We start from the raw sequence: 23,968 nt of genomic DNA on the forward strand, positions 1-23,968 counted from the left end.
GACGGGGGCGAGCGGGCCGCGGGGGGCGGGGCGGGCGGGCGCGCCGCCGACCGACCGACGACGCGGGCGCCCTCGGCGCCCGGCCGGGAGCGTCCGGCGTCGGGTGCGAAGCTGGGGGGCGGGTTGGTGTCGTCCTCGCGGCGTCCCGGCATGCGCCTGCTCAGCAGCTCGTGTTGGTGTCGGCGGCCGTGAACGGGTCGACGCCGGGCGTCTTCGTCTCGGTCGGCTGGTCGACCGGGGGCGGCGGGGCGGGGTCGGTCGACCCCGGGGTCTCGGGCGTCTGCGGGACGTCGGGCACCTCGGGAGCGCCGAGCATCGGCACGTCGGCCGCGATGTTGGCCCACAGGTCGTCGGCCGCGGGCGTCCACTCGATGCGGTTGCGGTCGCTGCTCGCGGGCGCCCACGGCACGGTCATGAAGACGATGTTGTCACGGTCGATGCCGCGCAGGCTGAAGGCGAGGCCCGTGAGGTCCCCGACGGACAGGTTGGTCGTGAGGGACTGCGTCGCGGCACTGAGGAACTGCAGGAGCTGCGCACCGTCGGTCAGCAGGTTCTTCGACAGCACCTCGTTGGCGACGCGCGAGACGAGCTCCTGCTGGCGCCCGGCACGCATCGTGTCCGAGCCGTCGAACCCGGTGCCGTGCCGCGCGCGGGCGTACTGGAGCGCGGTCACGCCGTCGAGGACCTGCTGGCCGGCCTTGATGTCGAGGCCCGTGTACTCGTCGTAGTGGTCCTGGGCGATGCACATCGGCACCCCGCCGATCGCGTTCACCATGTTCTGGAACCCGGCGAAGTCCACGACCACGACGTCGGTGATCGCGACCCCCGTGTTGGCCTGCACCGTGTTGACGGTGCAGGCCGCGGCCGACGCGAGGTCGTTGCCCTGGTCCCAGCCCAGGGCGAAGGCCGAGTTGAGCATGGCGCGCTTCTGCGCCCGCGTCGTGCGGCCGTCCGTGAGCGTGCAGCTCGGGATCTCGACGAGGGAGTCGCGCGGCAGCGAGACCATCTCGACCCGGGTCCGGTCGGCCGAGACGTGCACGAGGATCGTGGTGTCGGACCGCATGCCCTTCTCGTCGCCGCCGATCTCGCCGTTGACGCCGTCGCGCTGGTCGGATCCGAGCACCAGCACGTTGACCGGCTGACCCGCGTGGACGTCCGACGGGTCGGGCGCCGAGGTCGGCGTCGGCGCGGCGGCGACCAGGCCGTCGAGGTCCAGGTCGGAGACGTTGCCCGTCATCCGGGCGGCGACGGCGGTCGCGCCCGCCGCACCGAAGACGACGACGCTCGTCACCAGGAGCGCGACGCCCCGCAGCACGCCGTGCGAGGCGAGGCTCCTGGCGTGGCGGGGGGCGCGAGCGCGCCGGGGCGCGGCATGGCGAGAACTCACGGACCAGATCGTAGGTGGTGGACGACCCGCCGCAGGCGTGCTCCGCGCGCCCGGCGCGTAGAGGATTCGTGGAGAACGGGCGCACGAGCCCCCGCGGGTGCGCTCGTCAGCGGCCCAGGACCGCGTACTTCGCCTCCGTGGCGTCCTTCTGCGGACGCCACCACGCCTCGTTCGCGCGGTACCACTCGATGGTCGCCGCCAGACCGTCCTCGAAGGTCGTGTAGCGGGGCTCCCAGCCCAGCTCCGTGCGCAGCTTGGTCGCGTCGATCGCGTAGCGCATGTCGTGGCCGGGGCGGTCGTTGACGTGGTCGTAGGCGTCGGCCGGCTGGCCCATGAGCTCGAGGATCAGCTCGATGACCGTCTTGTTGTCCTTCTCGCCGTCCGCGCCGATGAGGTAGGTCTCGCCGAGGCGGCCGTCCTCGATGATGCGCCAGACGGCGGAGTTGTGGTCCTCGACGTGGATCCAGTCACGCACGTTCTCGCCCGTGCCGTAGAGCTTGGGGCGCACGCCGTCGATCACGTTCGTCACCTGCCGCGGGATGAACTTCTCGACGTGCTGGTACGGCCCGTAGTTGTTCGAGCAGTTCGAGATCGTGGCGCGCACGCCGAAGCTCCGGGCCCACGCGCGGACCAGCAGGTCGGAGGCCGCCTTCGTCGAGGAGTACGGGCTCGACGGGTTGTACGGCGTGTCCGGCGTGAACTTGGCCGGGTCGTCGAGCTCGAGGTCGCCGTAGACCTCGTCGGTCGACACGTGGTGGTAGCGCACGTCGTGGCGGCGGACCGCCTCGAGCAGCTGGTACGTGCCGATGACGTTGGTGCGCACGAACGGCCACGGGTCGTGCAGGGAGTTGTCGTTGTGCGACTCCGCCGCGAAGTGGACGACCAGGTCCACGTCCTTGACCAGCTGGTCGACGATGTCGGGGTCCGCGATGTCGCCCTTGGCGAAGACGACCCTGCCGTCGACGGGGTCGAGGCTGCGCTCGTCGCCCGCGTACGTGAGCGCGTCGAGCACCGTGACGTGGACGTCGGGCCGCTCACGCACCGTCTGGTGGACGAAGTTGGAGCCGATGAAGCCGGCTCCGCCGGTGACGAGCATGCGCATGGCGGTTTCCTCCTGGATGGGACGACCGACGAGACTACCCCGCGTCCCGGTAGGGACCGTAGGCGGCTGCGACGGGGACGAGGTGGGCGGCGACGTCCCGGCGCCGGACGGCGGCCGTCCGTCCGATGCGTCGTCGCTCGGCGAGCAGTGCCGGGAGCATCATGGCGTACGAGGAGAGCGCCCGCAGGCGTGTCCGTGCGTGCTCGGCCGGGCGGGTCCGGCGCACCAGGATCGAGACCGTCGTCACGACGTCGCGCGCGACGGCGCGCACGACGAGCCCGGCGGGCGCGCACTTGGTGAGCGTCGCGAGGCGGTTGCGGGTGTCGTGGAACCGGAAGAACGCCGAGCCCTCCACCGACGAGGCCGAGTGCACGTGCTCCACGACCGCTCCGGGGCAGTGCTCGACGCGCCACCCCGCGAGCCGCAGCCGCCACGACAGGTCGGTGTCCTCGTAGTACATGAAGAAGGTCTCGTCGAAGAGCCCGACCTGGCGCAGCGCGGCGGTGCGCAGCAGGGCCGCGGCCCCCGTGAACCCGAACACGTCGCGGGGCGGCCGGTGCTGCGCCGCCTGCGCCAGCCAGCCGCGGTCCACGCCGTAGCCGTCGGTGCGCACCTCGTTGCCCGTCGAGTTCACGAGCCGGACGTCACCGTCCGGGTCCGGCGTCCAGCGGCCGTCCGGCCCGGTCACCACGCCGCGGGTGTCCGTCGGGGCCGCGGCGCGGAAGTGCTCGGCGAGCAGCACCGTCGGTGACATCGCGGCGACGTCGGGCGCCGCCCGGTCCATCGCCTCGACGAGGGTGCGCACGGTGTCGGCCTCCAGCGTCGCGTCGTTGTTGACGAGCAGCACGTAGCGGCTGGTGACGTCGCGCAGCGCGAGGTCGTTGCCGCCCGCGAAGCCGAGGTTCTCGCGCGCGCGCAGCACCCGGACCCAGGGCGCGCGCGCCTCGACGAGGTCGGCCGTGCCGTCGCTCGACGCGTTGTCGACCACGACGACGTCCATGGTCACGTCGCCGAGCCGCTGGGCGCGCAGGCTCGCGAGGCAGTCGAGCACCAGCGCGGACGCGTTGTAGGTGACGGTCACGACGGTGACGTCGGGCTGCGTCACGAGGCGGCCGCCCGTTCGTAGACGGCGAGGGTCGCGCGGGCGCAGCGCGCCCAGGTGTAGAGGGACGCGCGCGCCCGTCGCGCGTCACGCGCCGCCGCGTCGTCGTCGGCCGCGACGGCACGCGCCACGGCCGCGGCGATCGACGCGGTGTCGGTGGGGTCGGCGAGCTCGACCTGGTCGCCCCCGACCTCGCGCAGCGACGGGATGTCGGCGGCGACGACGGGACGCCCCGCGGCGAGCGCCTCGAGGACCGGCAGCCCGAACCCCTCGTCGAGCGACGGCAGGACGAGCGCGCGCGCACCGGCGACGAGGGCGCGCAGCGACGCGTCGTCGAGCCAGCCCGCGACGTGGACGCCGGGCGCGTCCGCGATGCCGGGCTCGCGGCCCGCGGGGCCGGCCAGCACGAGGTCCGGGGTGCCGGGGTCCTGCGCCCGCAGCTCGCGGTGGGCCTCGAGGAGGCGGGGGAGGTTCTTGCGGGGGTCGAGCGAGCCGACGAAGACGACGTAGTCGTCGTGCGGGACCGGCGAGGGGCCCTGCGGCCCGAACCAGGAGGCGTCGACCCCGAGCGGGGTCGCGGTCACGCGGTCGGCGGGCAGCCCGTACCGCGCCCGGACGGCCTCGGCCACGTGCAGCGTGGGCGTCACGACGTGCGCGCCGCGGTCGAGCGCGCGGGGGACGAGGTCGCGGTAGGCGAGGCTCGCGGGGGCGACCGTGGTCGGCAGGTCGAGGAACGTCAGGTCGTGCACCGTGAGCACCTCGGCCGCGCGCCGGGTCGGTGCCGAGACGAAGTTCGTGCCGTGGAAGACGTCCAGCGCGCCGTACAGCTGCTCGGCGGTGGGCACGTCGATGCGGCGCCACGCGCTCTGCAGCACGCGCGCCGGCACCGGGCGGCCGACCTGGTGGGTGCCCGGCGGGAGGTCCGTCAGGCGGCCGCCCCGCCAGGTCCACGTGCTCAGGCCGAGGTCGAGGTCCGCGACCGGCGACCCCGCGCGGAGCGCACCGACGAGCTCACGGACGTAGCGGCCGATCCCGGTACGACGGCCCAGGAGCGGCGTCGCGTCGAGGATCACTCTCACGCGGTGATGCTCTCACGCCCGCGCTCGGCCGCGCGGCCCCCGCGGCTGTGTAGTCTGTCCCGGCCCGGCCGGTGCGCCGAGGCCGATCCCGCCCGTCGCGTCGACGTGACGGGCGTGTCCCCGGAGAGAGGTCAGAGGCGGCCGACAGTGGTCTTCAGCTCGTACCTGTTCGTCTTCGGCTTCCTACCGGCGTTCCTCGTCACGTACTACCTGCTGCGGCCGCGGTTCCGCAACGCGTTCATCCTCCTCGCGAGCCTGACGTTCTACTACATCGGGGACAAGAACGGCATCGTCGCGCTCATCGCGGCGATCGTCCTCAACTACGCGGTCGGTGCGCTCATGGGCGGGGCCGAGCCGGAGGACCCGGACCGGACGCGCCGGCGACGTCGCGGGCTGCTGGTCGTCGGCATCGTGCTCAACCTCGCGGTCCTCGTCTGGTTCAAGTACATCGGCCTGTTCACCCGCACCGTCGACGAGCTGTCGTCGGCGATCGGCCTCGGCGAGATCGTCCCGGTCATCGAGGTGGCCCTGCCGCTGGGCATCTCCTTCTTCGTCTTCCAGGGCATCAGCTACCTGGTCGACGTGTACCGGGGGACCATCGCACCGACGCGGAACTTCATCGTCTTCGGTGCCTACAAGTCGATGTTCCCGCAACTCATCGCCGGTCCGATCGTGCGCTACCGCGACGTCGCGGAGGCGCTCGACCACCGTGCGGTCACCGACACGATGGTGTTCCAGGGCATCATCCGGTTCGTCACGGGCTTCGCCAAGAAGGTGCTGCTGGCCGACACGTTCGCGGTGACGGCGGACGCGATCTTCGCGCTCCCGTCCGACCAGCTGAGCACCTCGACCACGTGGCTCGGCGTCATCGCGTACACGCTGCAGATCTACTTCGACTTCTCGGCCTACTCCGACATGGCGATCGGCATGGCCATGATGATGGGGTTCCGGTTCCCCGAGAACTTCAACTACCCGTACATCTCGCGCTCGATCCGCGAGTTCTGGCGGCGCTGGCACATGACGCTGTCGTCGTGGTTCCGCGACTACGTCTACATCCCGCTGGGCGGGAGCCGGGCCGGCAAGTACCGGACGTACCTCAACTCGCTGATCGTCTTCATGCTGACCGGCCTGTGGCACGGGGCCGAGTGGACGTTCCTCGTGTGGGGTCTGTGGCACGGGTTCTTCATCGTCATGGAGCGCGTGCTCGACATCGACAACCGTCGCATCCCGTCCTTCCTGCGCTGGGCGGGGACGCTCGGCGTCGTCATGGTCGGCTGGGTCCTGTTCCGCGCCGAGAGCTTCGGGTACGCCACCGACCTGCTCGCCCACATGATCGGGCTCGGCCCGAGCGGCGCCGCCGTGCGCCCCCTGGGGGAGTTCGTCAACCCGTGGCTGGTCGTGACCGGTGTCGTGGCTATGGTCCTGAGCATGCCGGTGTACCCGTGGCTCAAGGAGCGTCTCTCGCCGCGCACGCGTCTCGTCCTCGGATGGGTCGTGTTCTCGCTGCTCTTCGTCCTCGCGAGCACCAAGGTGCTCGCGGGCGCGTACAGCCCGTTCCTCTACTTCAGGTTCTGAGATGAAGCGAATCCACTTCACGCCCGCCGCAGGTCGCAAGCTCACCGTCGGCGTCTTCATGGCCGCCCTGGTCGCACCGGTGGTCGCCGTCGGCGCGTCGGACCACGTGCGCGAGACCATCAGCGTGCTCGTGAACGACCCGGCGTCGTGGCAGGCGCAGTCGAACCGGCTGCGCGCCGGCACGCCGCTGTGGAACAACAGCGTCGCGGCGTACTCGACCCTGCTGTACCGGCTGGACACGTCGTCGAACGAGGCCGTGGGCGTCGTCGGCCGCGACGGCTGGATGTTCCTCGGCGACGTCCAGAACCTCAACTTCTCCCAGGCGATCGGGCGCAAGGTCCTGACGCCGGGCGAGGCCGACGCGTGGGCCGACGTCGTCGCCCAGCAGCAGACGTGGCTCGAGACCCGCGGCATCCCCATGGTGTTCGCCGTGGGGCCGGCCAAGTGGTCGGTGTACCCCGACCGGCTCCCGGCCTGGACGGACGACGTGCGCGGACCGACGTCCTTCGACGCCGTGCTCGAGGCCCGCCCGGACCTCGGCCTGGTCGACCTGCGCGGGGTGCTGCGCGACGCGGAGGACCCCACGTACTCGCCGCTCAACAGCCACTGGACCGACTACGGCGCGTACGTGGGGTGGACGGGCCTCGCCGAGGTGCTCGAGGACAGGGTGGACGGTCTGGACCCGGCGGTCCCCGGACTCGAGGGCATCGAGACGGTCGACGACGGGCCCAACGAGTTCGACGCGATGATGGGCGTGCGGGCGCCGAACCCGTGGACCAACCCGCTGCTCGACGAGGACCTGCCCGACTACGCGGTCGTGCAGCCCGACGGCTCGACGGTCCCCATGGGCGGCGAGGCCCCGACCTCGCTGCTCGACCTGCCGCGCACGACCACCAGCACCGCCGCGGGCAACGACCTGACGGCCCTCGTGCTGCGCGACTCGATGGGCGACGCGCTCACGCCCTACCTGCAGGCGTCCTTCGGGCGGACGGTCCAGGTGCGCCACAACATCGACAACCACGGTGAGGCGCCGAACCTCCAGGCGCTCGTCGACCTGGTGCAGCCCGACGTGGTGATCTTCGAGATGGCCGAGCGGCACTTCAACTCCGGGCTGCCCGACGCCGCGACGTGGCACGCCGCGAACGCGTACGACGACGCGGACGCGTCCCTCCAGCTCGACTGGTCCGCCGACGCCGCGACCCCCGGCGCGGTCGCCGTCGACGGCGAGCTCGACGCCGAGGGCGCCGAGGTGACGTGGCAGCCGTCGGGCACGGCGGGGCAGGTCCTGCGGGTCAGCCTCCTGGCCGGTGGTCCGGGGCAGCTCGAGGTCGTCTCCGACGACGGGACCGTCACGCCGCTGCGCGTCGCACGCGACGCGAACGTCCTCTTCGCGCACCTGCCCGCCGGTGCGTCCCAGGTGACGCTCCGTCCCGTGGACGGGTCGGCGGCGGCGACGCTCACGTCCGTCTCGGTGCGCCCCGCCTCCTGACGCAGCCCGTCCCGCGGGGGCGCCCCGGCCCATCGCCGGTGCGGGGTGCCCGGCTCACCCCCCTGTGCGGGGACCCCGGCTCACCCCCAGTGCGGGGCCCGGCTCACCCGTGTGCGGGGTGCCCGCACCACCCGCGGGTGCGCGGCGCCGGGCGGACCGCCCTGCGGTCAGCCGAGCGTCGCCACGACCTGCGCGCCCGGGCTCGCCTGCACGAGCCGCCCGCGCTCGAACGTCTGGACGGTCCTGCCCGAGGCGTCGGTGCGCGCGGCCGACGTGGGGTAGCCCAGCGGGCCGTTCTCGCGCTGGCTCGACGGCCATGCCGCGTCGAACGCCGCCGTGACGGCGAAGCTGCCCGCGCCGGAGGTCCAGACGCCACCGCGTTCGAACGTCTGGAACGAGCCACCGTTCCGCAGGCCGCCGCGGGCCTCGGACGTCGGCACGCCGAGCCCGGCCACCCCGCCGGCGGCCTGCCAGGCGTCCCACACGGCCTTCGTCAGCGCCACCGGCGCGCGCCCGGGGGCCTGGACGACGCGGCCGCCCTGGAACGTCTGCACGGTCATGCCCGACCCGTCGCGGACCGCCGCCGACGTCGGGAAGCCGAGCGGTCCGTTCTCGCGCTGGCTGGACGGCCAGGCGGCGTCGAAGGCGGCGGACACGGCGTAGGCGCCGGCCGGGGACGACCAGATGCCACCGCCCTGGAAGGCCTGGAAGCTGCCGCCGTCGCGCAGCGGGAACACGCGGGACGTCGGGTACCCCAGCGGGCCGTTCTCCCGCTGCGAGGTCGGCCACGCGGCGTCGAAGGCGGGGGAGACCGCGTGGGCACCGGTCGATGGGCTGGACCAGACGCCGCCGCGTGCGAACACCTGGTAGCCGCCGCCGTTGCGCAGCCCGGTGATGAAGGGTGAGGAGGGCGGGCCGAAGGAGCCCGTGAGGCCTCCCGTGGCAGCCCACGGCGCGTGCACCGGCGCGGCCACCGCGAGGACGGGCCCGCCCGCAGCGCTCGTCACGATGCCGCCCTGGAACGTCTGCGTGGTGCGGCCGTCCGGTGCGGTCACGGCGTCGGAGGTGGGGTACCCGAGCGGGCCGTTCTCGCGCGAGCTCGGTGGCCAGGCCGCGTCCACCGTCGGCGTCACGACGAACGTGCCGGCCGTCGAGGAGTAGACCGAGCCGCGCTCGAAGGACTGGTAGGCGCCGCCGCGCAGGGCGACGGAGCCGGACAGCGGCTTGCCGAGCGAGCCCGTCGCACCGCCCGCGGCGTCCCAGCGGGCGGCGATCGACGTCGTCGTCGTGAACGCCGTGCCGTTGGCGAGGACGACCACCAGGCCACGCTCGAAGCTCTGGCGGGTCTCGCCGGAGCTCGTCCTCGTGGCCGCCGAGGTGGGCAGGCCCAGCGGGCCGTTCTCGCGGCCGCCGGCGGCCCACGCGGTGTCGACCGCGCGCGGGACCGCGAAGGTCCCGTGCGCGGAGAGGTAGATGCCGCCGCCCTCGAACCACTGGAACGAGGCGTTGTCGCGGGTGCTCAGCAGGTCGGTGGTCGGGTACCCCAGGGGTCCGTTCTCACGCGTGGCGGGCGGCCACGCGGCGTCGACCGCCGGCAGGACGGCGCGGGTGCCGCCGACGGGCGACGAGTAGATCGCGCCGCCCTGGAACACCTGGTAGCTCCCGCCCGCGCGCAGCGGGCGCGGGTCGGTGAGCGGGTAGCCGAGCGGCCCGTTCTCGCGGCGGCTCGTCGGCCAGGCGACGTCGTACGCCGCGGTGACGTAGTGGGTCCCGGTCGCGGGCGACGAGTAGACGGCGCCGTTCCGGAACGGCTGGAACGACCCGCCGTCCTTCAGCCCTGTGACGAGGTTGCCCACGGGCTCACCGATCGGCGACGCCGAGTAGCCCAGGCTCGCCCACAGCTCCAGCACCGCGCCGGTGACGGTGAACCGGGACTGCGTGGACCCGAACCAGTCCGTGTACGTGGACCAGAAGTTGAGGTTGCCGTACGACGAGCACCCGTCCGGGCTGCCACCCAGCACCGCGCCGTTCGGCTGGTAGGGCGTGTAGTTGTACAGCCCGGCGGTCGCGCTGTTGCGGATGAGCACGCTGGACGACCCGCAGGCGGCGTTGGGGTGGAAGCGGACCGTGTTGGTGGTCCCCGGCCGGTGGGCGTACGACGTGGGGTTGGCCGCGTAGAGACGGAACTGCCGTGCTGCGAGATAGACCTGGTTGAAGAAGCCGTAGTACTGCGAGGCGCACGGAGCGGTGTCCGGGCAGCCGTAGCCCGTCGCCGAGCGGTAGCGCGTCGCGTAGAGGCTCGAGCCCGACGCCGTGACCAGGCTCTGCTCCTTCTGGAGCAGGACGAGCAGCGCGCGGGGGTTGACCCCGCACGCCCGGGCGACCTTGACGATGATCTGCGCCGCCGTCTCGTTCGCCGCGCCCTCGTAGGTCGACGCGCACCCGCTCTGGCTGCGGGTCCAGGTCGACTCACGGTAGTCCTTGAGGCACGGCGTGCCGTCGTTGCCCGCACGGCACGAGCGGCCCTTGTCGGCGATGAAGGCGGACACGGCCGCGACGTCCATCGCACCGCCGTCGAAGAAGACCTCGTCGGCGATGATGTTGCCCGGGTCGAAGTAGCGCGGGTCGGCGGCCTGGGCCGGCGCCGCGACCAGCGTGCCCAGCGTCATGGCCAGCACGGTCGTCACCGCCGCCAGCACAGCAGGCCGGCGGCGGGGCGCCGCGCGGACGGTGTCGGCCGGGCGTCGGGCGGCGTGCGGGATCACGGCCCGAGGCTACGGGGCGGTACCGTACAACACGGCGAGCCGCCCCCGCGTGTCGTGGCCCGCGCGGACCAGGCCCCTGCGTGCGGTCTATGCTGGCGGCTCCGGACGTCATGAGGTGGATCCTCGGCGTCAGTGCAGTCCGGTGCGCTGTCACCCCCCTCCCGCCTCCACGTGCGGCCCGGGTCGGTGATGCGTGGGGGGCGCGACCAGACCGACGAAGTGCGGAGGAAGCCGTGGCGATCAAGCGCGTCGTGTTCTACCTGTTCTACGACTCGCAGGGTGTCGTCGACGACTACGTGACCCACATGCTCGCGGCGCTGCGACCGCACGCCGAGCACGTGTTCGTCGTCTCGAACTCCGCCCTGACCCCCGACTCGCGGAGCCGGCTCGACGCCGTCGCCGACACCGTCTGGGTCCGGGAGAACGTCGGGTTCGACGTCTGGGGCTACAAGGAGGCCATGGAGGCCTTCGGGTGGGACCGGCTCGCCGAGTACGACGAAGCGCTCTTCATGAACTACACGGTGTTCGGCCCGGTCTTCCCGTTCAGCGAGCTGTTCGACCGCATGGACGCGGCCGACGTCGACTTCTGGGGCGTCACGGCTCACAAGGAGGTCGACCCGAACCCCTTCGGCGCCGGTCCCGACGTGCTGCCCATGCACATCCAGTCGCACTGGATCGCCGTCCGCCACCGGATGCTGGTGTCGCGCGAGTTCCGGTCGTACTGGGACACCATGCCGATGATCACGTCGTACGACGACTCGATCCTCAAGCACGAGTCGCGCTTCACCGGCCACTTCGCCGCCAAGGGCTTCCGGTTCGACGTGGCCTACCCGCCGGAGAACTACCCGGACGACCACCCGATCTTCGAGGACTTCTCGCTGCTCCTCGACGACCGCTGCCCGATCGTCAAGCGGCGGATCTTCTTCCACGAGCCCACCTACCTCGACCGGCGCGCGATCATCGGACGCCGGCTCGTCGAGAGGCTCGAGGCCGAGACCGACTACCCGGTCGACCTGATCTGGCGCAACGTCGTGCGGACGGTCGAGCCGCGCACGCTGCACACGAACCTGTCGCTGCTCGAGGTGCTGCCCGAGGAGGACGACGGCTGGCGCCCGCCGCCCGAGCGGCGGATCGCCGTCTTCGCGCACATGTACTACGCCGACATGGCCGACGAGATCATGGCGTGCCTCGCGAACATCCCGGTCGAGTACGACCTGTACGTCTCGACGAGCAGCGAGCCCAACCGTGCCGAGCTCGAGCAGACGCTCGGCGGCGCGGCCGGGGTCGGCAAGCTCGAGGTCCGCGTCGTCGAGCAGAACCGTGGGCGCGACATGAGCTCGCTGTTCATCACGTTCCGCGACGTGCTGCGGTCCGGCGACTACGACTACGCGCTGCGCGTGCACTCCAAGAAGTCGCCGCAGAACGACTACAACAACGGGCAGCTCTTCAAGCGCCACATGTTCGACAACCTCCTGCTCAGCCCGGGGTACGTCGCCAAGGTGCTGCGCCTGTTCGAGGAGAACGACACGCTCGGCATGATGTTCCCGCCGGTCGTGCACATCGGCTTCCCGACGCTCGGGCACGCGTGGTTCAACAACCGGGAGCCCGCCGAGGAGTGGGCCGAGAAGCTCGGCATCACGACCACGTTCGACCGCTCGACGCCCATCGCGGCCTACGGGACGATGTTCTGGTTCCGGCCCGAGGCGCTGCGCGACCTCACGGACTACGAGTTCGCCTGGAGCGACTACCCCGCGGAGCCCGGCCACAAGGACGGCGGCCTCGCCCACGTCCAGGAGCGGCTGCTCGCGTACGCGGCCATGAACGCCGGCTTCCACGTCCGCGCGATCCTCAACCGCGACTGGGCGGGCATCTCGCACACGTTCCTGGAGTACAAGCTGCAGCGGATCAGCGCGCTGCTGCCCGCCTACACCCAGGACCAGGTGGACGAGCTCACGCGGCTGCAGTCGACCACGTTCCTCGGGGACCTCAAGCGCCTCGTGTCGGACCACCTGCCGCGGCTGAGCCGTGCCGCGCGGCCCGTGTACCTCGTGGCGCGGTCGGCGTACCGCGGGCGCCGGCGCCTGACCGGACGGCTCACGCGTGACCGCTGATTCGGTCCCTGCCGGGGCGTCCGGCAGACTGTCCGCCGTGACGCGCATACTCGTGACCGGTGCCGGCGGCTACATCGGGGTCCACGCTGTCGACGCCCTCGTGGCACGCGGCGCCCAGGTCGTCGCAGTCCATCGCCCTGGGACACCCCCGGGCCCCGCGCAGGACGGCGTCGAGTGGGTCTGCGCCGACATCTTCGCCGAGGACCTCCTGGCGCGTGTCGGCGCGGTCGACGCGTGCCTGCACATGGCGTGGGAGGCGGGCTTCGTCCACAACGACCCCGTGCACATGCTGCGGCTCTCGGACCACTTCCGCTTCCTCGACGGCCTGGCCGCCGCGGGCGTCGGTCGGATCGCCGTGCTGGGCACGATGCACGAGATCGGCTACTGGGAGGGTCCGATCGATGAGGACACCCCCGCGAACCCGCGCTCGCTGTACGGCATCGCCAAGAACGCGCTGCGCGAGGCGCTGACGCTGCGGCTGGCCGGCTCCGGGACGGTCCTGCAGTGGATCCGCTGCTACTACATCTACGGCGACGACGCCCGCAGCCGCTCGGTCTTCACCAAGATCGCCGACGCGGCCCGCGAGGGGAAGAAGACCTTCCCGTTCAACTCGGGGACCAACCAGTACGACTTCATCGAGGTCGGCGAGCTGGGGAACCAGATCGCCGCGGTCTGCCTGCAGGACGAGGTCGCCGGTGTGATCAACTGCTGCTCGGGCAGGCCCGTGCCGCTGGCGCAGCAGGTCGAGCAGTACATCGCCGAGCACGGGTACGACATCAAGCTGGAGTACGGTGCCTTCCCGGACCGGCCGTACGACTCGCCCGCCGTGTGGGGGGACGACACGAAGATCCGTGCCGTGCTCGCGGCCGCGCCCCGGTGACGGCGGCCCTGACGGCGGACGTCCAGGGGTCGTGCACCGGACGGGTCGACCGTCCGGTCCCGCGCGAGCGTCCGGGTGTCCGCCCTTGAGGAGTGAACGAGAGTGACCAACTGTCTAGTGACGGGCGGTGCCGGCTTCATCGGCACGGCCGTCGCGGCCGCCCTGGCCGACCGCTTCGACGAGGTCGTCGCGATGGACGTGCTGCATCCGGACGTCCACCCCGACCGTGCACGGCCCGCCGCGCTCGACGCGCGGGTGCGTCTCGTCGCGCGTGACGTCGCCGACGCCGCCGCGTGGGACGAGGTGCTCGACGGGTTCGCACCCGACGTCGTCATCCACCTGGCCGCGGAGACCGGCACCGCGGTGTCCGTCACCGAGACGACGCGGCACGCGCGTGCGAACGTCATCGGCACCACCGAGATGCTCGACGCCCTGCTGCGGCACGGCGTCGCGCCGCCGCGCGTCGTCCTGACGTCGAGCCGCGCCGTGTACGGCGAGGGTGCGTACCGGGTCGACGGGGCCGTGGTGCCCGCGCCGCTGCGCTCGCACCAGGACCTCGCCGCCGGGCGCTGGCAGCCCGCGGGCGAGCCCGTCGCGCACCGGGCCGACGCCGTCGTGGCGCGCCCCGCGAGCACCTACGCCGCGACCAAGCTCGCGCAGGAGCACCTGCTGTCCTCGTGGGCGTCCGCCCACGACGCCGCGGTGACCGTGCTGCGGCTGCAGAACGTCTACGGCCCGGGTCAGTCCCTGACCAACCCGTACACCGGCATCGTGCCGTTCTTCGCGCAGATCGCCCGTGACGGCGGGTCCATCCCCGTGTACGAGGACGGCCGGATCGTCCGCGACTTCGTGCACATCGACGACGTCGCGGCCGCGGTACTGAAGACGCTCGACGTCCCGCCGTCCACGGTGCCGCTCGACATCGGCACGGGCCGGGGCACGACCGTCCTGGAGCTGGCCGAGATCGTCGCCGCGCACTACGGCGCGCCGGCCCCGACCGTCACGGGCCAGTTCCGTGAGGGTGACGTGCGTTGGGCCGTCGCGGACGTCGAGCCGGCACGGGCCGCGCTGGGCTGGGAGCCCCGCGTGGACCTCCGGTCGGGCATCGCGGGCCTGTGCGCCTGGATCGACGGGGTGGTGGCCCGATGAGCGGCCCCAAGCTCGTGCAGGAGGTCCGCGAGGTCGTCGCCTCGCGTGAGCTCCTCGTCAACTTCGTGCGCCGCGAGCTGCGCAGCAAGTACAAGGGGACCTTCCTCGGCTGGGCGTGGTCGCTCATCAACCCGCTCGCGACCACGCTGATCTACACGGCCGTGTTCGCGGTGGTCATGAGGGTCCAGCCGCCGGTCGGCGTGGACGGACTGACCAACTACGCGCTGTTCCTGCTGTGCGGCCTGCTGCCGTGGAACTTCCTCGCCGTGGCGGTGCAGGGCGGGCAGACCGTCCTCCTGGACAACGGCAACCTCATCAAGAAGACGTACTTCCCCCGGCGGCTGCTGCTGCTGTCCCACATCGGCGCGGGGTTCGTGACGTTCCTCGTCGAGATGGGCGTCCTGGTCGTCGTGTTCGCCTTCTTCGGCGTGAACGCCCTGCCGTGGATCCCGCTGCTGCTGGTCATCATGGTGCTGTTCGCCGCCTTCGGCCTCGGGCTCGCGCTCGCGCTGTCCGTCGCGAACGTGTACTTCCGGGACGTCGCGCACTTCGTGGGTCTGTTCATGCAGATCTGGTTCTACGCGACCCCGATCGTCTACCCCCTCGCGCTCGTGCAGGGGCTGGGCGGCGGGACCGGCAGGTGGAACGGGATCCCGCTCGCGGACCTCGCGACGCTCAACCCCGCGGTCGCGTTCATCGAGCCGATCCGCGACATGTTCTACGACGGGACCTTCCCCGAGCCGCGGTACCTCCTCGCCGCCGTGGGATGGGCCCTGCTCACGCTGCTCGTCGGCAACCTGGTGTTCCGCCGGCTCGAGCCCCGACTCGCCGAGGAGCTGTGATGGCCGACGTCGCGATCAACGTGGAGGACGTCTCCAAGCGCTTCCGCATCTACCACGAGCGGAACCAGTCCGTGAAGAGCGCCGTGATGCGACGCGGGCGCGCGCGCTTCGAGGAGTTCTGGGCGCTGCGGGACGTGGACCTGGAGATCCCGTACGGCAAGACGTACGGGCTCGTCGGGCACAACGGCTCCGGCAAGAGCACGCTGCTCAAGTGCCTCGCGCGCATCCTCGTGCCCGACAAGGGGCGGGTCGTCGCGAACGGGCGCATCTCGGCGCTGCTCGAGCTCGGCGCCGGGTTCCACCCGGAGCTGTCCGGGCGCGACAACGTGTACCTGAACGGCTCCATCCTGGGGCTCTCGCGGCGCGACATCGACGCGCGGTTCGACGACATCGTCGAGTTCGCCGGTCTCGAGCAGTTCATCGACACGCCCGTGAAGAACTACTCCTCGGGCATGTACGTGCGGCTCGGCTTCTCCGTCGCGATCAACGTCGAGCCCGACATCCTGCTCGTGGACGAGGTCCTCGCGGTCGGCGACGAGGCGTTCCAGCGCCGCAGCGCGGCGAAGTTCGACCAGTTCCGCGACGAGGGGCGCACGATCGTCGTCGTCAGCCACGCGCTGGGCTCGGTGCGGAACATGTGCGACGAGGTCGCCTGGCTCGACCACGGGCGCGTGCTCGAGGTCGGCCCCGCGGACGCCGTGGTGGGCAAGTACGCGGACGCCACCACGCAGACGCCGACCGAGCCCGCGCACGTGCACCCGAGCGACGTGCGCATGACCGGGCTCACGGCGCTCGTGGACGGCCGTCCCGTGCAGGAGCTCGCCGTCGGCTCGCCGATCGACCTGCGCCTCGAGTGGCAGGCCGACCGGGCGGTCGCCGGGCTGCTCCTGGCGGTCCAGCTGCGGACCTCCGACGGCATGCTCATCGGGACCGCGCGGTCGGACGCGCTCGGGCCGCTCACGCTGGGCCCGGGCACCGGAGCGGTGGACCTGCACCTCGAGAGCTGGCCGACCGCGGCGGGTACCTACGTCCTGGACGCGGTCGTCCTCGAGCAGGGCGAGCCCGAGCGCGAGCTCGACCGCCTGAGCGACGCGGCACGGCTCGCCGTGGTCGCCGAGGGCGCGCGCGGCCACGAGGGCCTCATCCTGCTGGGCGGCTCCTGGAGCTGACGGCCCGCGCGCTCACGCGCGGCGGCGGACGGCGGCGCGGTACGCGTCGACCGTCCGCTCGGCGGCCGTGTCCCACGTGTACGTCGCCGCCCTGGCGCGGCCGGCCACGCGCATGCGGGCGCCGTCAGGGCCGAGCGCGGTGAGGATGCCTCGTGCGATGTCGTCGACGTCGAGCGGGTCCACGAGGACCCCGGTGTCGCCGAGCACCTCCGCGCACGCGGTCGCGCGCGACGTGACGACGGGCGTGCCGTGCGCCATCGCCTCGAGGACCGGGAAGCCGAACCCCTCGGAGAGCGACGGGAAGACGAACGCGGTGGCGCCCGCGAGCAGGGCGTGCAGGTCGTCGCGAGACACCCGCCCGGTCCGCCGGACGCGCGTGCGCACCGACGGCGGCACGACGGGCTCGGCGCCCCACCCCGCCGGTCCGGTCAGGACCAGGTCCGGGACGCCGGGGTCCGCGGCGACCGCGGCGGCGTAGGCCTCCAGCAGGCGGTCGACGTTCTTGCGGGGCTCGACCGTGCCCGCCCACATGACGTAGTCGCTGCCCACGTCGAGGCGCGCCTGCGCGGCGGCCACGGCCGTCGGGCTCGGGCGGGGGACGTCGACGCCGTGGGGGACCACGTGCAGCAGGTCGGGGTCGATGCCCGCCCGGACGCAGTCGTCGGCGGTGGCACGCGACGGGACGACGACGGCGTCGGCCCGGCGCCGGACGTCGTCGAGCGCACGGCGGAAGAAGGCGTTGCCGTGCGGCGTGAACAGCTCGGGCCCCTCGAGGAACGCCAGGTCGTGCACGGTGACCACGAGCGGCGCGCGGGTCGGCGGCACCGCCCACGTCGTCGCGTGGCACACGTCGAGCGCGGTGCGCGCGACGTGCTCCGCGCGCGGCACGTGCGCGTGCTGCCACGCCGCGTAGAGCAGGCGGCGGGGGAGGGGTGCGTGGCGCACGGGTACCTGCGTCCGCCAGTCCGCGGCCGGTGCGCCGCGGTGCGCCGCGGCGATGCCGACGACCCGCAGGTCCTCGCGGCGACGCAGGGCGTCCCCGAGGGCGACGACGTACGTGCCGGAGCCGCCGGGCACAGGCTGGTAGAGCTGCTCGACGACCATCGCGACGCTGAGCTGGTCGGGTCCGGGCACCACGTCACTGTAGAGGGAGGTGCGCGCCGGGGATGACAGAATCCGGCTCGTGACACTTCGAGCGCTCGTCGACGCGACTGCCGTCCCCGCCGACCGTGGCGGCGTCGGCCGCTACGTCGACAACCTGGTCCCGGCCCTGGCCCGGACGGGGACGGAGGTGGTCGTGGCGGTCGTCGAGCGTGACGCCGAGGTGTTCGCGGGTGCGGGCGTGCGCGTCCAGGTCGTGCGGGGGCTCGGCCGGCGGTCGGTGCGGATGGCCTGGGAGCAGGTCGGTCTGCCGTCCCTCGCGCGCCGGGTCCGCGCCGACGTCGTGCACAGCCCGCACTACACGCGGCCGCTCGTGCTCGGGGTGCCGTCGGTCGTGACGCTGCACGACGCCACCTTCTTCAGCCACCCCGAGCTGCACACGGGCGTCAAGCGGACGTTCTTCCGCACCGCGACGCGTCTCGCCGTGCGGCGCGCGGACGCGCTCGTGGTGCCGTCGGCCGCGACGCGGGACGAGATCGTGCGGTTCGTCGGCGCGCGCCCCGAGCAGTTCCACGTCGCGCACCACGGCGTGGACCCGCAGGTGTTCCACCCGGTCGAGCGCGCGGACGTCGCGGAGGTCGCCCGGGAGCTCGGGCTCGACGGGCCGTACGTCGCGTTCCTCGGCACGCTCGAGCCCCGCAAGAACGTGCCGGCCCTCGTGCGCGCGTGGACGCAGGTCGCGGCCACGCTGCCGGAGCCGCCCGCGCTGGTGCTGGCGGGCGCACGCGGGTGGGACGACGAGGTGACGGCAGCGTGCGCGGCCGTGCCCGCCGGTCTGCGCCTCGTCGTGCCCGGCTACCTGCCGGTCGGGTCCCTCGCCCCGCTGCTCGCCGGTGCCGACGTCGTGGCGTACCCGTCGCTCGGTGAGGGCTTCGGCCTGCCGGTGCTGGAGGCGATGGCGTCGGGCGGGTGCGTGCTGACGACCCGCGAGCTGTCGCTGCCCGAGGTCGGCGGTGACGCGGTCGCCTACTGCGGCACGTCGAGCGCCGCGATCGCCGACGGTCTCGCGTCGCTGCTGGCCGATCCGGACCGCCGCGAGCGGCTGCGGGCCGCGGCGGTGGAGCGCGCCGCGCTCTTCACCTGGGACGCGGCCGCGCGGGCGCACGTCGCCGCTTTCGAGAGCGCGGTGCAGGCCCAGGTCAGGCCGCCGCGTGAGGTAGCCTGACCGCGCTGCCAGCGAGGATGCCGGCCGCGGACGGCCGGTACCGGGGAAGGAGCCTCGCTGGTGAACGAGCGCGCGACCGACTCGGGCACGGCTGCGCTGGCACTGCTGTCGTGGTCGGGCCCCGTGACGGGATGGGCACCCACGGTGCAGTCGCTGCGCCGGGCGGCCCTGCCGGTACGGATGCTGGTCGAGCCGGCGGCCGTGGCCACGGCCGAGGAGCTGTACGGCGGTGTCGGCGTCGAGGTCGTCGCCGCGTCCCCGGCCGAGGCGCTGAACGCCGCGGTGGCGCAGGGCTGGCGGTCCGTGCTCGTCGTGACGAGCCCCGTCGTGCTGCCCCCCGATCCGCTCGGACCCGCGCTGGCGCTGCTCGCGGACGACATCCGCGTCGCGACGGTCTCGTTCCTCACGAACCACGGGGGACACCTCTCGTTCCCGCGGCGCAACCACCCGGACGGGATCGTGCTGAACGGTCACGACGAGGCGTCGCTGACGCGCGCGCTGCGCGACGTCCCGGCTGACGCCGGCGTGCCGCTGCTCGTCCCGGGCGGCTCCGCGGTGCTCGTCAGCGCCGCGGTGGTCCGCGCGTTCGGCGGCCTCGACCCGGCGTGCCCGCGCGTCGACACCGCGCTGATCGACCTCGCGCTGCGCTGCGCGCGTCGCGGTCTGCGCAACCTCCTCGACGCCTCGACGTTCGTCGTGCGGCCCATGCAGCACGGCGACGTGACCGAGCCCCACCGCGACGACGAGCAGCGCGCCTGGCTCCACGCCCGCCACCACCTGTTCCCCGAGGCGTTCGACGAGGACGTCCGGGACGAGCGGACACCCTTGGCCGACGCCCTCGCGCTGCGCCGCGCGCACGTGATGGGCCTGCGGGTCATGCTCGAGGCGTCGTGCCTGGGACCGCACGAGATGGGCACGCAGGTCGCGACGCTGGCGCAGGTCGCGGCCCTCGCGCGCCACCCGCGCGTGCGTGAGGTCGTCGTGGCCACGCCCGGCGGCGTGGTGCCCGACTACGCGCGGGCGACCCTCGACCTGCCGGGCGTGACGGTCGTCGCGCTCGACGGCCTGAGCGTGACGGACGCGACCGGGCTGGACGTGCTGCACCGCCCCTACCAGCCCGACGGCCCCCTGCCCATCGAGGAGTGGCGGGCCGCCGCGCGGCGCATCGTCCTCACCGTGCAGGACCTCGTGGCCTACGACAACGGCCACTACCACCTCAACGCGTGGTGGTGGTCGCGGTACCGCCGTGCCATGCGCGACGCGGTCGGTGGCTCGGACGCCGTCGTGACGATCTCGCACGACGTCGCGCGTGCCGTGCGCGCGGCCGGCCTGCCGGTGGCGCCGCACGCGGTCTGCGTGATCGAGAACGGGACCGACCACCTGCGGCGCGCCGACGCGGTGCCGGTGCCGCCCGCCGAGCTCGACGGCGAGGCGGCCGGCGACCCGTTCCTCCTCGTGCTCGGCGCGACGTACGCCCACAAGAACCGTGACCTCGCGGTCCGTGCCTGGCAGCTGCTCCGCGAGAAGCACCCGGACCTGCGGCTCGTGCTCGCCGGGTTCGTCGTGCCGCTCGGCGGCACGCGGGACGAGGAGGTGCTCGCGCTGCTCGGTGACGACGAGGCACCCACGTTCCTCCCCGACGTGACGACGGCCGAGCGGGACTGGCTGCTCGAGCACGCCGAGGTGGTCCTGTACCCGACGTCGGGGGAGGGCTTCGGCCTCGTCCCCTTCGAGGCGGCCGTGTTCGGCACGCCGACCGTGTTCGTCGGCTTCGGCCCGCTCGCCGAGCTGCTGCCCCACGTCCCGGTCGTGGCGGGCGACTGGAGCCCGCAGTCGATCGCCGACGCCGTCGACGCCCTCGTGTCCGACCCGTCGGTGGGTCGCGCGCAGGTCGCTGCCGTGGAGTCCGACGGTGCCCGTCTGACCTGGGAGCGGTTCGCCGACGAGCTCGTGGACCTGTACTTCGACGCACTCGCGCGTCCGGCGACCTGGTCCCGGCCGGCAGGGGAGGACCAGTGAGCATGCCCGAGGCCCAGGACGTCGGTGACATCGTCGAGCTGCCGAGCCTGGAGCAGGCGCTGCGCGAGCGCGAGGTCGCGCAGGCGCGCATGGTCGACCTGCGCTCGCGCCTGACGCAGTCCCGGGTGGAGAACGCGGCGCTGCGCGCCCGCGTGGCCGAGCTCGAGGGCCTGCTCGGCCTCTCGGGCGGCCCGGTCGGCGACGACCCGGCCGACGGCGGGTCGCACGGGGACCCCGTCGCGGCGCCGGATCGCACCGGTGCGACGCGGTCCCGACGCCGCCTGTTCGGCACCCGGCACCGCTAGTCCCGCCCGTGCGTCGCCTGTCCGTCACGGCGGGGCGCGTGGGTTACCGTGAAGGCCGTGATGGCGCCACGGCCGGCCCACGCGAGGAGGAGGGCACGACCGTGCAGACCATCGCCGGAGCGCCGAGCGCAACCGACGACCTGACCGAGGACGCGAGCCGTCGCCGGCTGGAGCGCCTGCTCATGGCGGCCATCCTGGTGGTGGGCACCGTGGTGAGCGTGCTGCGGGTCCCGCGGCCGCACCTCGACGTCGTCTGGGCCGAGGACGCCCACATCTTCCTGCTGGAGGCGATCGAGCAGGGCCCCTGGGCCGTGCTGCTCGAGGGCTACGCGGGCTACCAGCACCTCGTGCCGCGGCTCGTGGTCGCGCTGACGTCCTCCTGGCTGCCGACGGAGTACTACGCGATCGGGGTCTTCTGGATCTGCGCGCTGCTCACGGCGCTCGCTGCCGTCGCCGTCTTCGTGCTGAGCCGGGACCTCGTCGACTGGATCCCCGCACGTCTGGGGCTGGCGGCCGTCACGCTGCTCCTGCCGCTCGCGGCGCAGGAGGTGCTCGGCAACCTCGCGGACATCCACTCGTACTGCATGTGGCTGGTGCCGTGGCTCGTGCTCGCGACCCCGCGCACGCGCCGCGCGGGCTGGGGCTGGGCCGTCGTCATGCTCCTGTGCGCGATGACGGAGGTGCAGGCGGTGATCTTCCTCGCGCTCGTGCCGTTCCGGCTGCGTGCGCGGGACCGCTTCATCCGTCCGGTCCTGGGTGCCCTCGTCGTGGGTGCGGCGGCGCAGCTCTGGACCACCGTGACCGACCCGCGACCGTCGACGGCGGCGTGGCCGGGCCTGTGGTCGATCGTCAAGGGCTGGCTGGTCAACACGGTGCTGCCGCTCGTGCAGCCCGACCCCGCGGTCTCCGAGCGGCTGCTGCTCGACAGCGGCGTCCTCGTCCCCCTGCTCGTCGCCCTGCTGCTCGCCGTGGCCACGGGGTACGCGCTGTGGCGTGGCACCCCCGCGCAGCGGCTGCTCACCGTGACGCTCGCCCTCGCCTCGGCGGCCGTCTACGCCGGTGGCGCCGTCGCCGACGGCTCCTGGGTGTTCTGGTACGGCAGCCACGCCAACGTCGACCACTGGGAGGGCCTGCTCAACTCGCGCTACGGGGTCTCGTCGGGGATGTTCGCCGCGGCGGTCGTCCCGGTGTCGGTCGCCGTGCTCGTGCGTCGCGGGCGTGAGCGGGGTGCCCAGGCTGCCCGCCGCGCGTACGTCGCGGGCGGGGCCGTGCTGGCCGTGCTGGTCGTCGTGTTCGCGCTGGCCAGCACGCAGACCGTCTCGTCACGACGCGACGGGCAGTGGTCGCCGGCCGTGCGGGACGCCGTCGAGTCGTGCGCCGACCTGCCCCCCGACACCGAGGCGGCACTGCCCGTCTCGCCGGGTCGCGTCCTGTTCCTCACCTGCGAGCAGGTCCTCGAGCACGCCTGAGGCCCCGCCCGCCGAGCGGGGTCACCCGGGCAGGGTCAGGGGACGGCGACCTCGCGGGACGCGGAGACGATCGTGCTCCCGCCGGGCGGCGTGAAGGCGAGCCGGACGCTCCACGTGCCGGCCGTCAGCTGGTCGCGCGCGACGACCAGCGTGCCGCACGCCGTCGTGGTCGCGTCGGGAGCCGCGTCGCGGGAGGCCCGGACGGTCGCGGCGGAGCGTGTCGCGACGAGCTCGCACGTCCCGCCGTCGTGCACCGCGGGCACGTAGCCCGTGACCTCGAGCTCCTGGGTGTCCGGCGCGAAGCGTGCGTTCGTGATCACGGGGGCGTCGTCGTCCGGGGCCTCCGGGACCGGCGCGGCGTCGCCCGTGGGGGAGGCGGGCGCGCTCGCGTCGGGCGTGGGGCCGGCGTCCGGTGAGCCGGTCGACGCGGGGGTCGACGGTGCGGCGGTCGTCGGTGACGGGGCCGTCGAGGTCGTCGACGGGCCCGGCTCCGGCGTGGCTGTGGTGCACCCCGCCACGAGCAGTGCGAGGACGACGGGAGCCGCGAGGCCCAGGTGCCGTGCGGTCGACCTCATCCGCGCAGGCTCGCGAGCCAGGCGTCCACGTCCTCCTGGCGGGGGAGCAGGCCCGACTCGCGCGCCTCGGTGAGGCCGGGCGCCGCGGTGTCCTTCTCCGAGAGCTGGTAGGTCAGCGGCGAGCCGTCGCGTGCCGTCGTCGGCCAGGCGATGCCCACCTCCGGGTCCAGCGGGTGGATGCCGTGCTCGCGTCCGGGGGAGTACCCCGTCGAGCACAGGTAGGTGACCGTCGAGCCGTCCTCGAGCGAGACGAACGCGTGCCCCAGGCCCTCGGACAGGTAGATCGCGCGGCGGTCGACGTCGTCGAGCAGCACCGAGTCCCACTGGCCGAACGTGCTCGAGCCGACGCGCAGGTCGACCACGACGTCCAGCACGGCGCCCTTCGGGCAGGTCACGTACTTGGCCTGCCCCGGGGGCACGTCGGCGAAGTGGATGCCGCGCAGGACCCCCGCGGCCGAGACGGACAGGTTGGCCTGTGCCAGCGTGAGCGGGTGGCCCGTGGCCGCGGCGAAGGCGGACCCCTGGAAGAGCTCCAGGAACACGCCGCGCGGGTCGCCGTGCTGCGTCGGGGTGATCTCGTACGCGCCGGGGACGGCGAGCTCGCGGTAGGTCATGGCGGTGCTC

General features: G+C 73.3%; 19 protein-coding genes. 11 read left to right on the forward strand and 8 right to left on the reverse strand.

Annotation, left to right across the window (positions count from 1 at the left end; genetic code table 11):
* Positions 1-160: 160 nt before the first annotated feature.
* The 4 genes from H9657_RS18175 to H9657_RS18190 form a co-directional block, all read right to left on the reverse strand.
* Positions 161-1,387, reverse strand: coding sequence for an LCP family protein (locus tag H9657_RS18175; RefSeq protein ID WP_318241594.1), 1,227 nt, complete (start codon positions 1,385-1,387; stop codon positions 161-163).
* Between the two features lie 106 nt (positions 1,388-1,493).
* The gene (gene rfbB / locus H9657_RS18180; protein ID WP_191784850.1) at positions 1,494-2,489 is read right to left on the reverse strand and encodes a dTDP-glucose 4,6-dehydratase; all 996 of its coding nucleotides are present in this window, start codon (positions 2,487-2,489) and stop codon (positions 1,494-1,496) included.
* Between the two features lie 34 nt (positions 2,490-2,523).
* The gene (locus H9657_RS18185; RefSeq protein WP_191784851.1) at positions 2,524-3,594 is read right to left on the reverse strand and encodes a glycosyltransferase family 2 protein; all 1,071 of its coding nucleotides are present in this window, start codon (positions 3,592-3,594) and stop codon (positions 2,524-2,526) included.
* On the reverse strand, positions 3,591-4,670 hold the full coding sequence (locus tag H9657_RS18190; RefSeq protein ID WP_191784852.1) for a glycosyltransferase family 4 protein: 1,080 nt from the start codon (positions 4,668-4,670) through the stop codon (positions 3,591-3,593). Before H9657_RS18190 ends, H9657_RS18185 begins: the two co-directional genes overlap by 4 nt.
* 147 nt (positions 4,671-4,817) lie before the next feature.
* On the opposite strand from H9657_RS18190, the gene H9657_RS18195 reads away from it, so the two are divergent.
* Both H9657_RS18195 and H9657_RS18200 read left to right on the forward strand, forming a co-directional pair.
* A complete protein-coding gene (locus H9657_RS18195; protein WP_191784853.1) occupies positions 4,818-6,245 on the forward strand; it encodes an MBOAT family O-acyltransferase in 1,428 nt (475 codons plus the stop codon).
* Position 6,246: 1 nt separating this feature from the next.
* Positions 6,247-7,734: an alginate O-acetyltransferase AlgX-related protein gene (locus H9657_RS18200; protein ID WP_191784854.1), complete on the forward strand. Its 1,488-nt coding sequence runs from the start codon at positions 6,247-6,249 to the stop codon at positions 7,732-7,734.
* 167 nt (positions 7,735-7,901) lie between these two features.
* Here H9657_RS18200 and H9657_RS18205 read toward each other — a convergent pair whose 3' ends face one another.
* A complete protein-coding gene (locus H9657_RS18205) occupies positions 7,902-10,499 on the reverse strand; it encodes an LGFP repeat-containing protein (protein ID WP_191784855.1) in 2,598 nt (865 codons plus the stop codon).
* Between the two features lie 233 nt (positions 10,500-10,732).
* Here H9657_RS18205 and H9657_RS18210 point away from each other — a divergent pair, with 233 nt between their 5' ends.
* The 5 genes from H9657_RS18210 to H9657_RS18230 all read left to right on the forward strand — a co-directional run bounded on the left by H9657_RS18210 (position 10,733) and on the right by H9657_RS18230 (position 16,650).
* The gene (locus H9657_RS18210) at positions 10,733-12,610 is read left to right on the forward strand and encodes a rhamnan synthesis F family protein (RefSeq protein ID WP_318241595.1); all 1,878 of its coding nucleotides are present in this window, start codon (positions 10,733-10,735) and stop codon (positions 12,608-12,610) included.
* A gap of 37 nt (positions 12,611-12,647) precedes the next feature.
* Positions 12,648-13,490, forward strand: a complete 843-nt coding sequence (locus H9657_RS18215) for an NAD-dependent epimerase/dehydratase family protein (protein ID WP_191784856.1) — start codon at positions 12,648-12,650, stop codon at positions 13,488-13,490.
* Between the two features lie 102 nt (positions 13,491-13,592).
* Positions 13,593-14,639 carry an NAD-dependent epimerase/dehydratase family protein gene (locus tag H9657_RS18220; RefSeq protein WP_191784857.1) on the forward strand — a complete coding sequence of 349 codons (1,047 nt, stop codon included), beginning with the start codon at positions 13,593-13,595 and terminating at the stop codon, positions 14,637-14,639.
* Positions 14,636-15,481: an ABC transporter permease gene (locus tag H9657_RS18225; RefSeq protein WP_191784858.1), complete on the forward strand. Its 846-nt coding sequence runs from the start codon at positions 14,636-14,638 to the stop codon at positions 15,479-15,481. The genes H9657_RS18220 and H9657_RS18225 overlap by 4 nt, the downstream gene beginning before the upstream one ends.
* Complete coding sequence (locus H9657_RS18230; RefSeq protein WP_225215636.1) at positions 15,481-16,650, forward strand: ABC transporter ATP-binding protein; 1,170 nt, start codon at positions 15,481-15,483, stop codon at positions 16,648-16,650. The genes H9657_RS18225 and H9657_RS18230 overlap by 1 nt, the downstream gene beginning before the upstream one ends.
* A gap of 12 nt (positions 16,651-16,662) precedes the next feature.
* On the opposite strand, the gene H9657_RS18235 is transcribed toward H9657_RS18230, so the two are convergent.
* Positions 16,663-17,784: a glycosyltransferase family 4 protein gene (locus H9657_RS18235; RefSeq protein WP_318241596.1), complete on the reverse strand. Its 1,122-nt coding sequence runs from the start codon at positions 17,782-17,784 to the stop codon at positions 16,663-16,665.
* Between the two features lie 49 nt (positions 17,785-17,833).
* Between H9657_RS18235 and H9657_RS18240 the strand changes: the two genes are divergently transcribed.
* The 4 genes from H9657_RS18240 to H9657_RS18255 all read left to right on the forward strand — a co-directional run bounded on the left by H9657_RS18240 (position 17,834) and on the right by H9657_RS18255 (position 22,769).
* Positions 17,834-18,976 carry a glycosyltransferase family 4 protein gene (locus H9657_RS18240; protein ID WP_191784860.1) on the forward strand — a complete coding sequence of 381 codons (1,143 nt, stop codon included), beginning with the start codon at positions 17,834-17,836 and terminating at the stop codon, positions 18,974-18,976.
* A gap of 60 nt (positions 18,977-19,036) precedes the next feature.
* Entirely contained in the window at positions 19,037-20,995 is a 1,959-nt protein-coding gene (locus tag H9657_RS19790) for a glycosyltransferase (protein ID WP_191784861.1), read from the forward strand.
* Entirely contained in the window at positions 20,992-21,300 is a 309-nt protein-coding gene (locus H9657_RS18250) for a hypothetical protein (protein ID WP_225215637.1), read from the forward strand. Before H9657_RS19790 ends, H9657_RS18250 begins: the two co-directional genes overlap by 4 nt.
* A 101-nt stretch (positions 21,301-21,401) precedes the next feature.
* Positions 21,402-22,769, forward strand: coding sequence for a hypothetical protein (locus tag H9657_RS18255; protein ID WP_191784863.1), 1,368 nt, complete (start codon positions 21,402-21,404; stop codon positions 22,767-22,769).
* A gap of 35 nt (positions 22,770-22,804) precedes the next feature.
* On the opposite strand, the gene H9657_RS18260 is transcribed toward H9657_RS18255, so the two are convergent.
* Both H9657_RS18260 and H9657_RS18265 read right to left on the reverse strand, forming a co-directional pair.
* Positions 22,805-23,344, reverse strand: coding sequence for a hypothetical protein (locus tag H9657_RS18260; RefSeq protein ID WP_191784864.1), 540 nt, complete (start codon positions 23,342-23,344; stop codon positions 22,805-22,807).
* Positions 23,341-23,958, reverse strand: a complete 618-nt coding sequence (locus H9657_RS18265) for a dTDP-4-dehydrorhamnose 3,5-epimerase family protein (protein ID WP_191784865.1) — start codon at positions 23,956-23,958, stop codon at positions 23,341-23,343. The genes H9657_RS18260 and H9657_RS18265 overlap by 4 nt, the downstream gene beginning before the upstream one ends.
* Between the last annotated feature and the right edge of the window lie 10 nt (positions 23,959-23,968).

The organism is Cellulomonas avistercoris (genome assembly GCF_014836445.1).
In the GTDB taxonomy this organism is placed as follows: Bacteria; Actinomycetota; Actinomycetes; order Actinomycetales; family Cellulomonadaceae; genus Cellulomonas; species Cellulomonas avistercoris.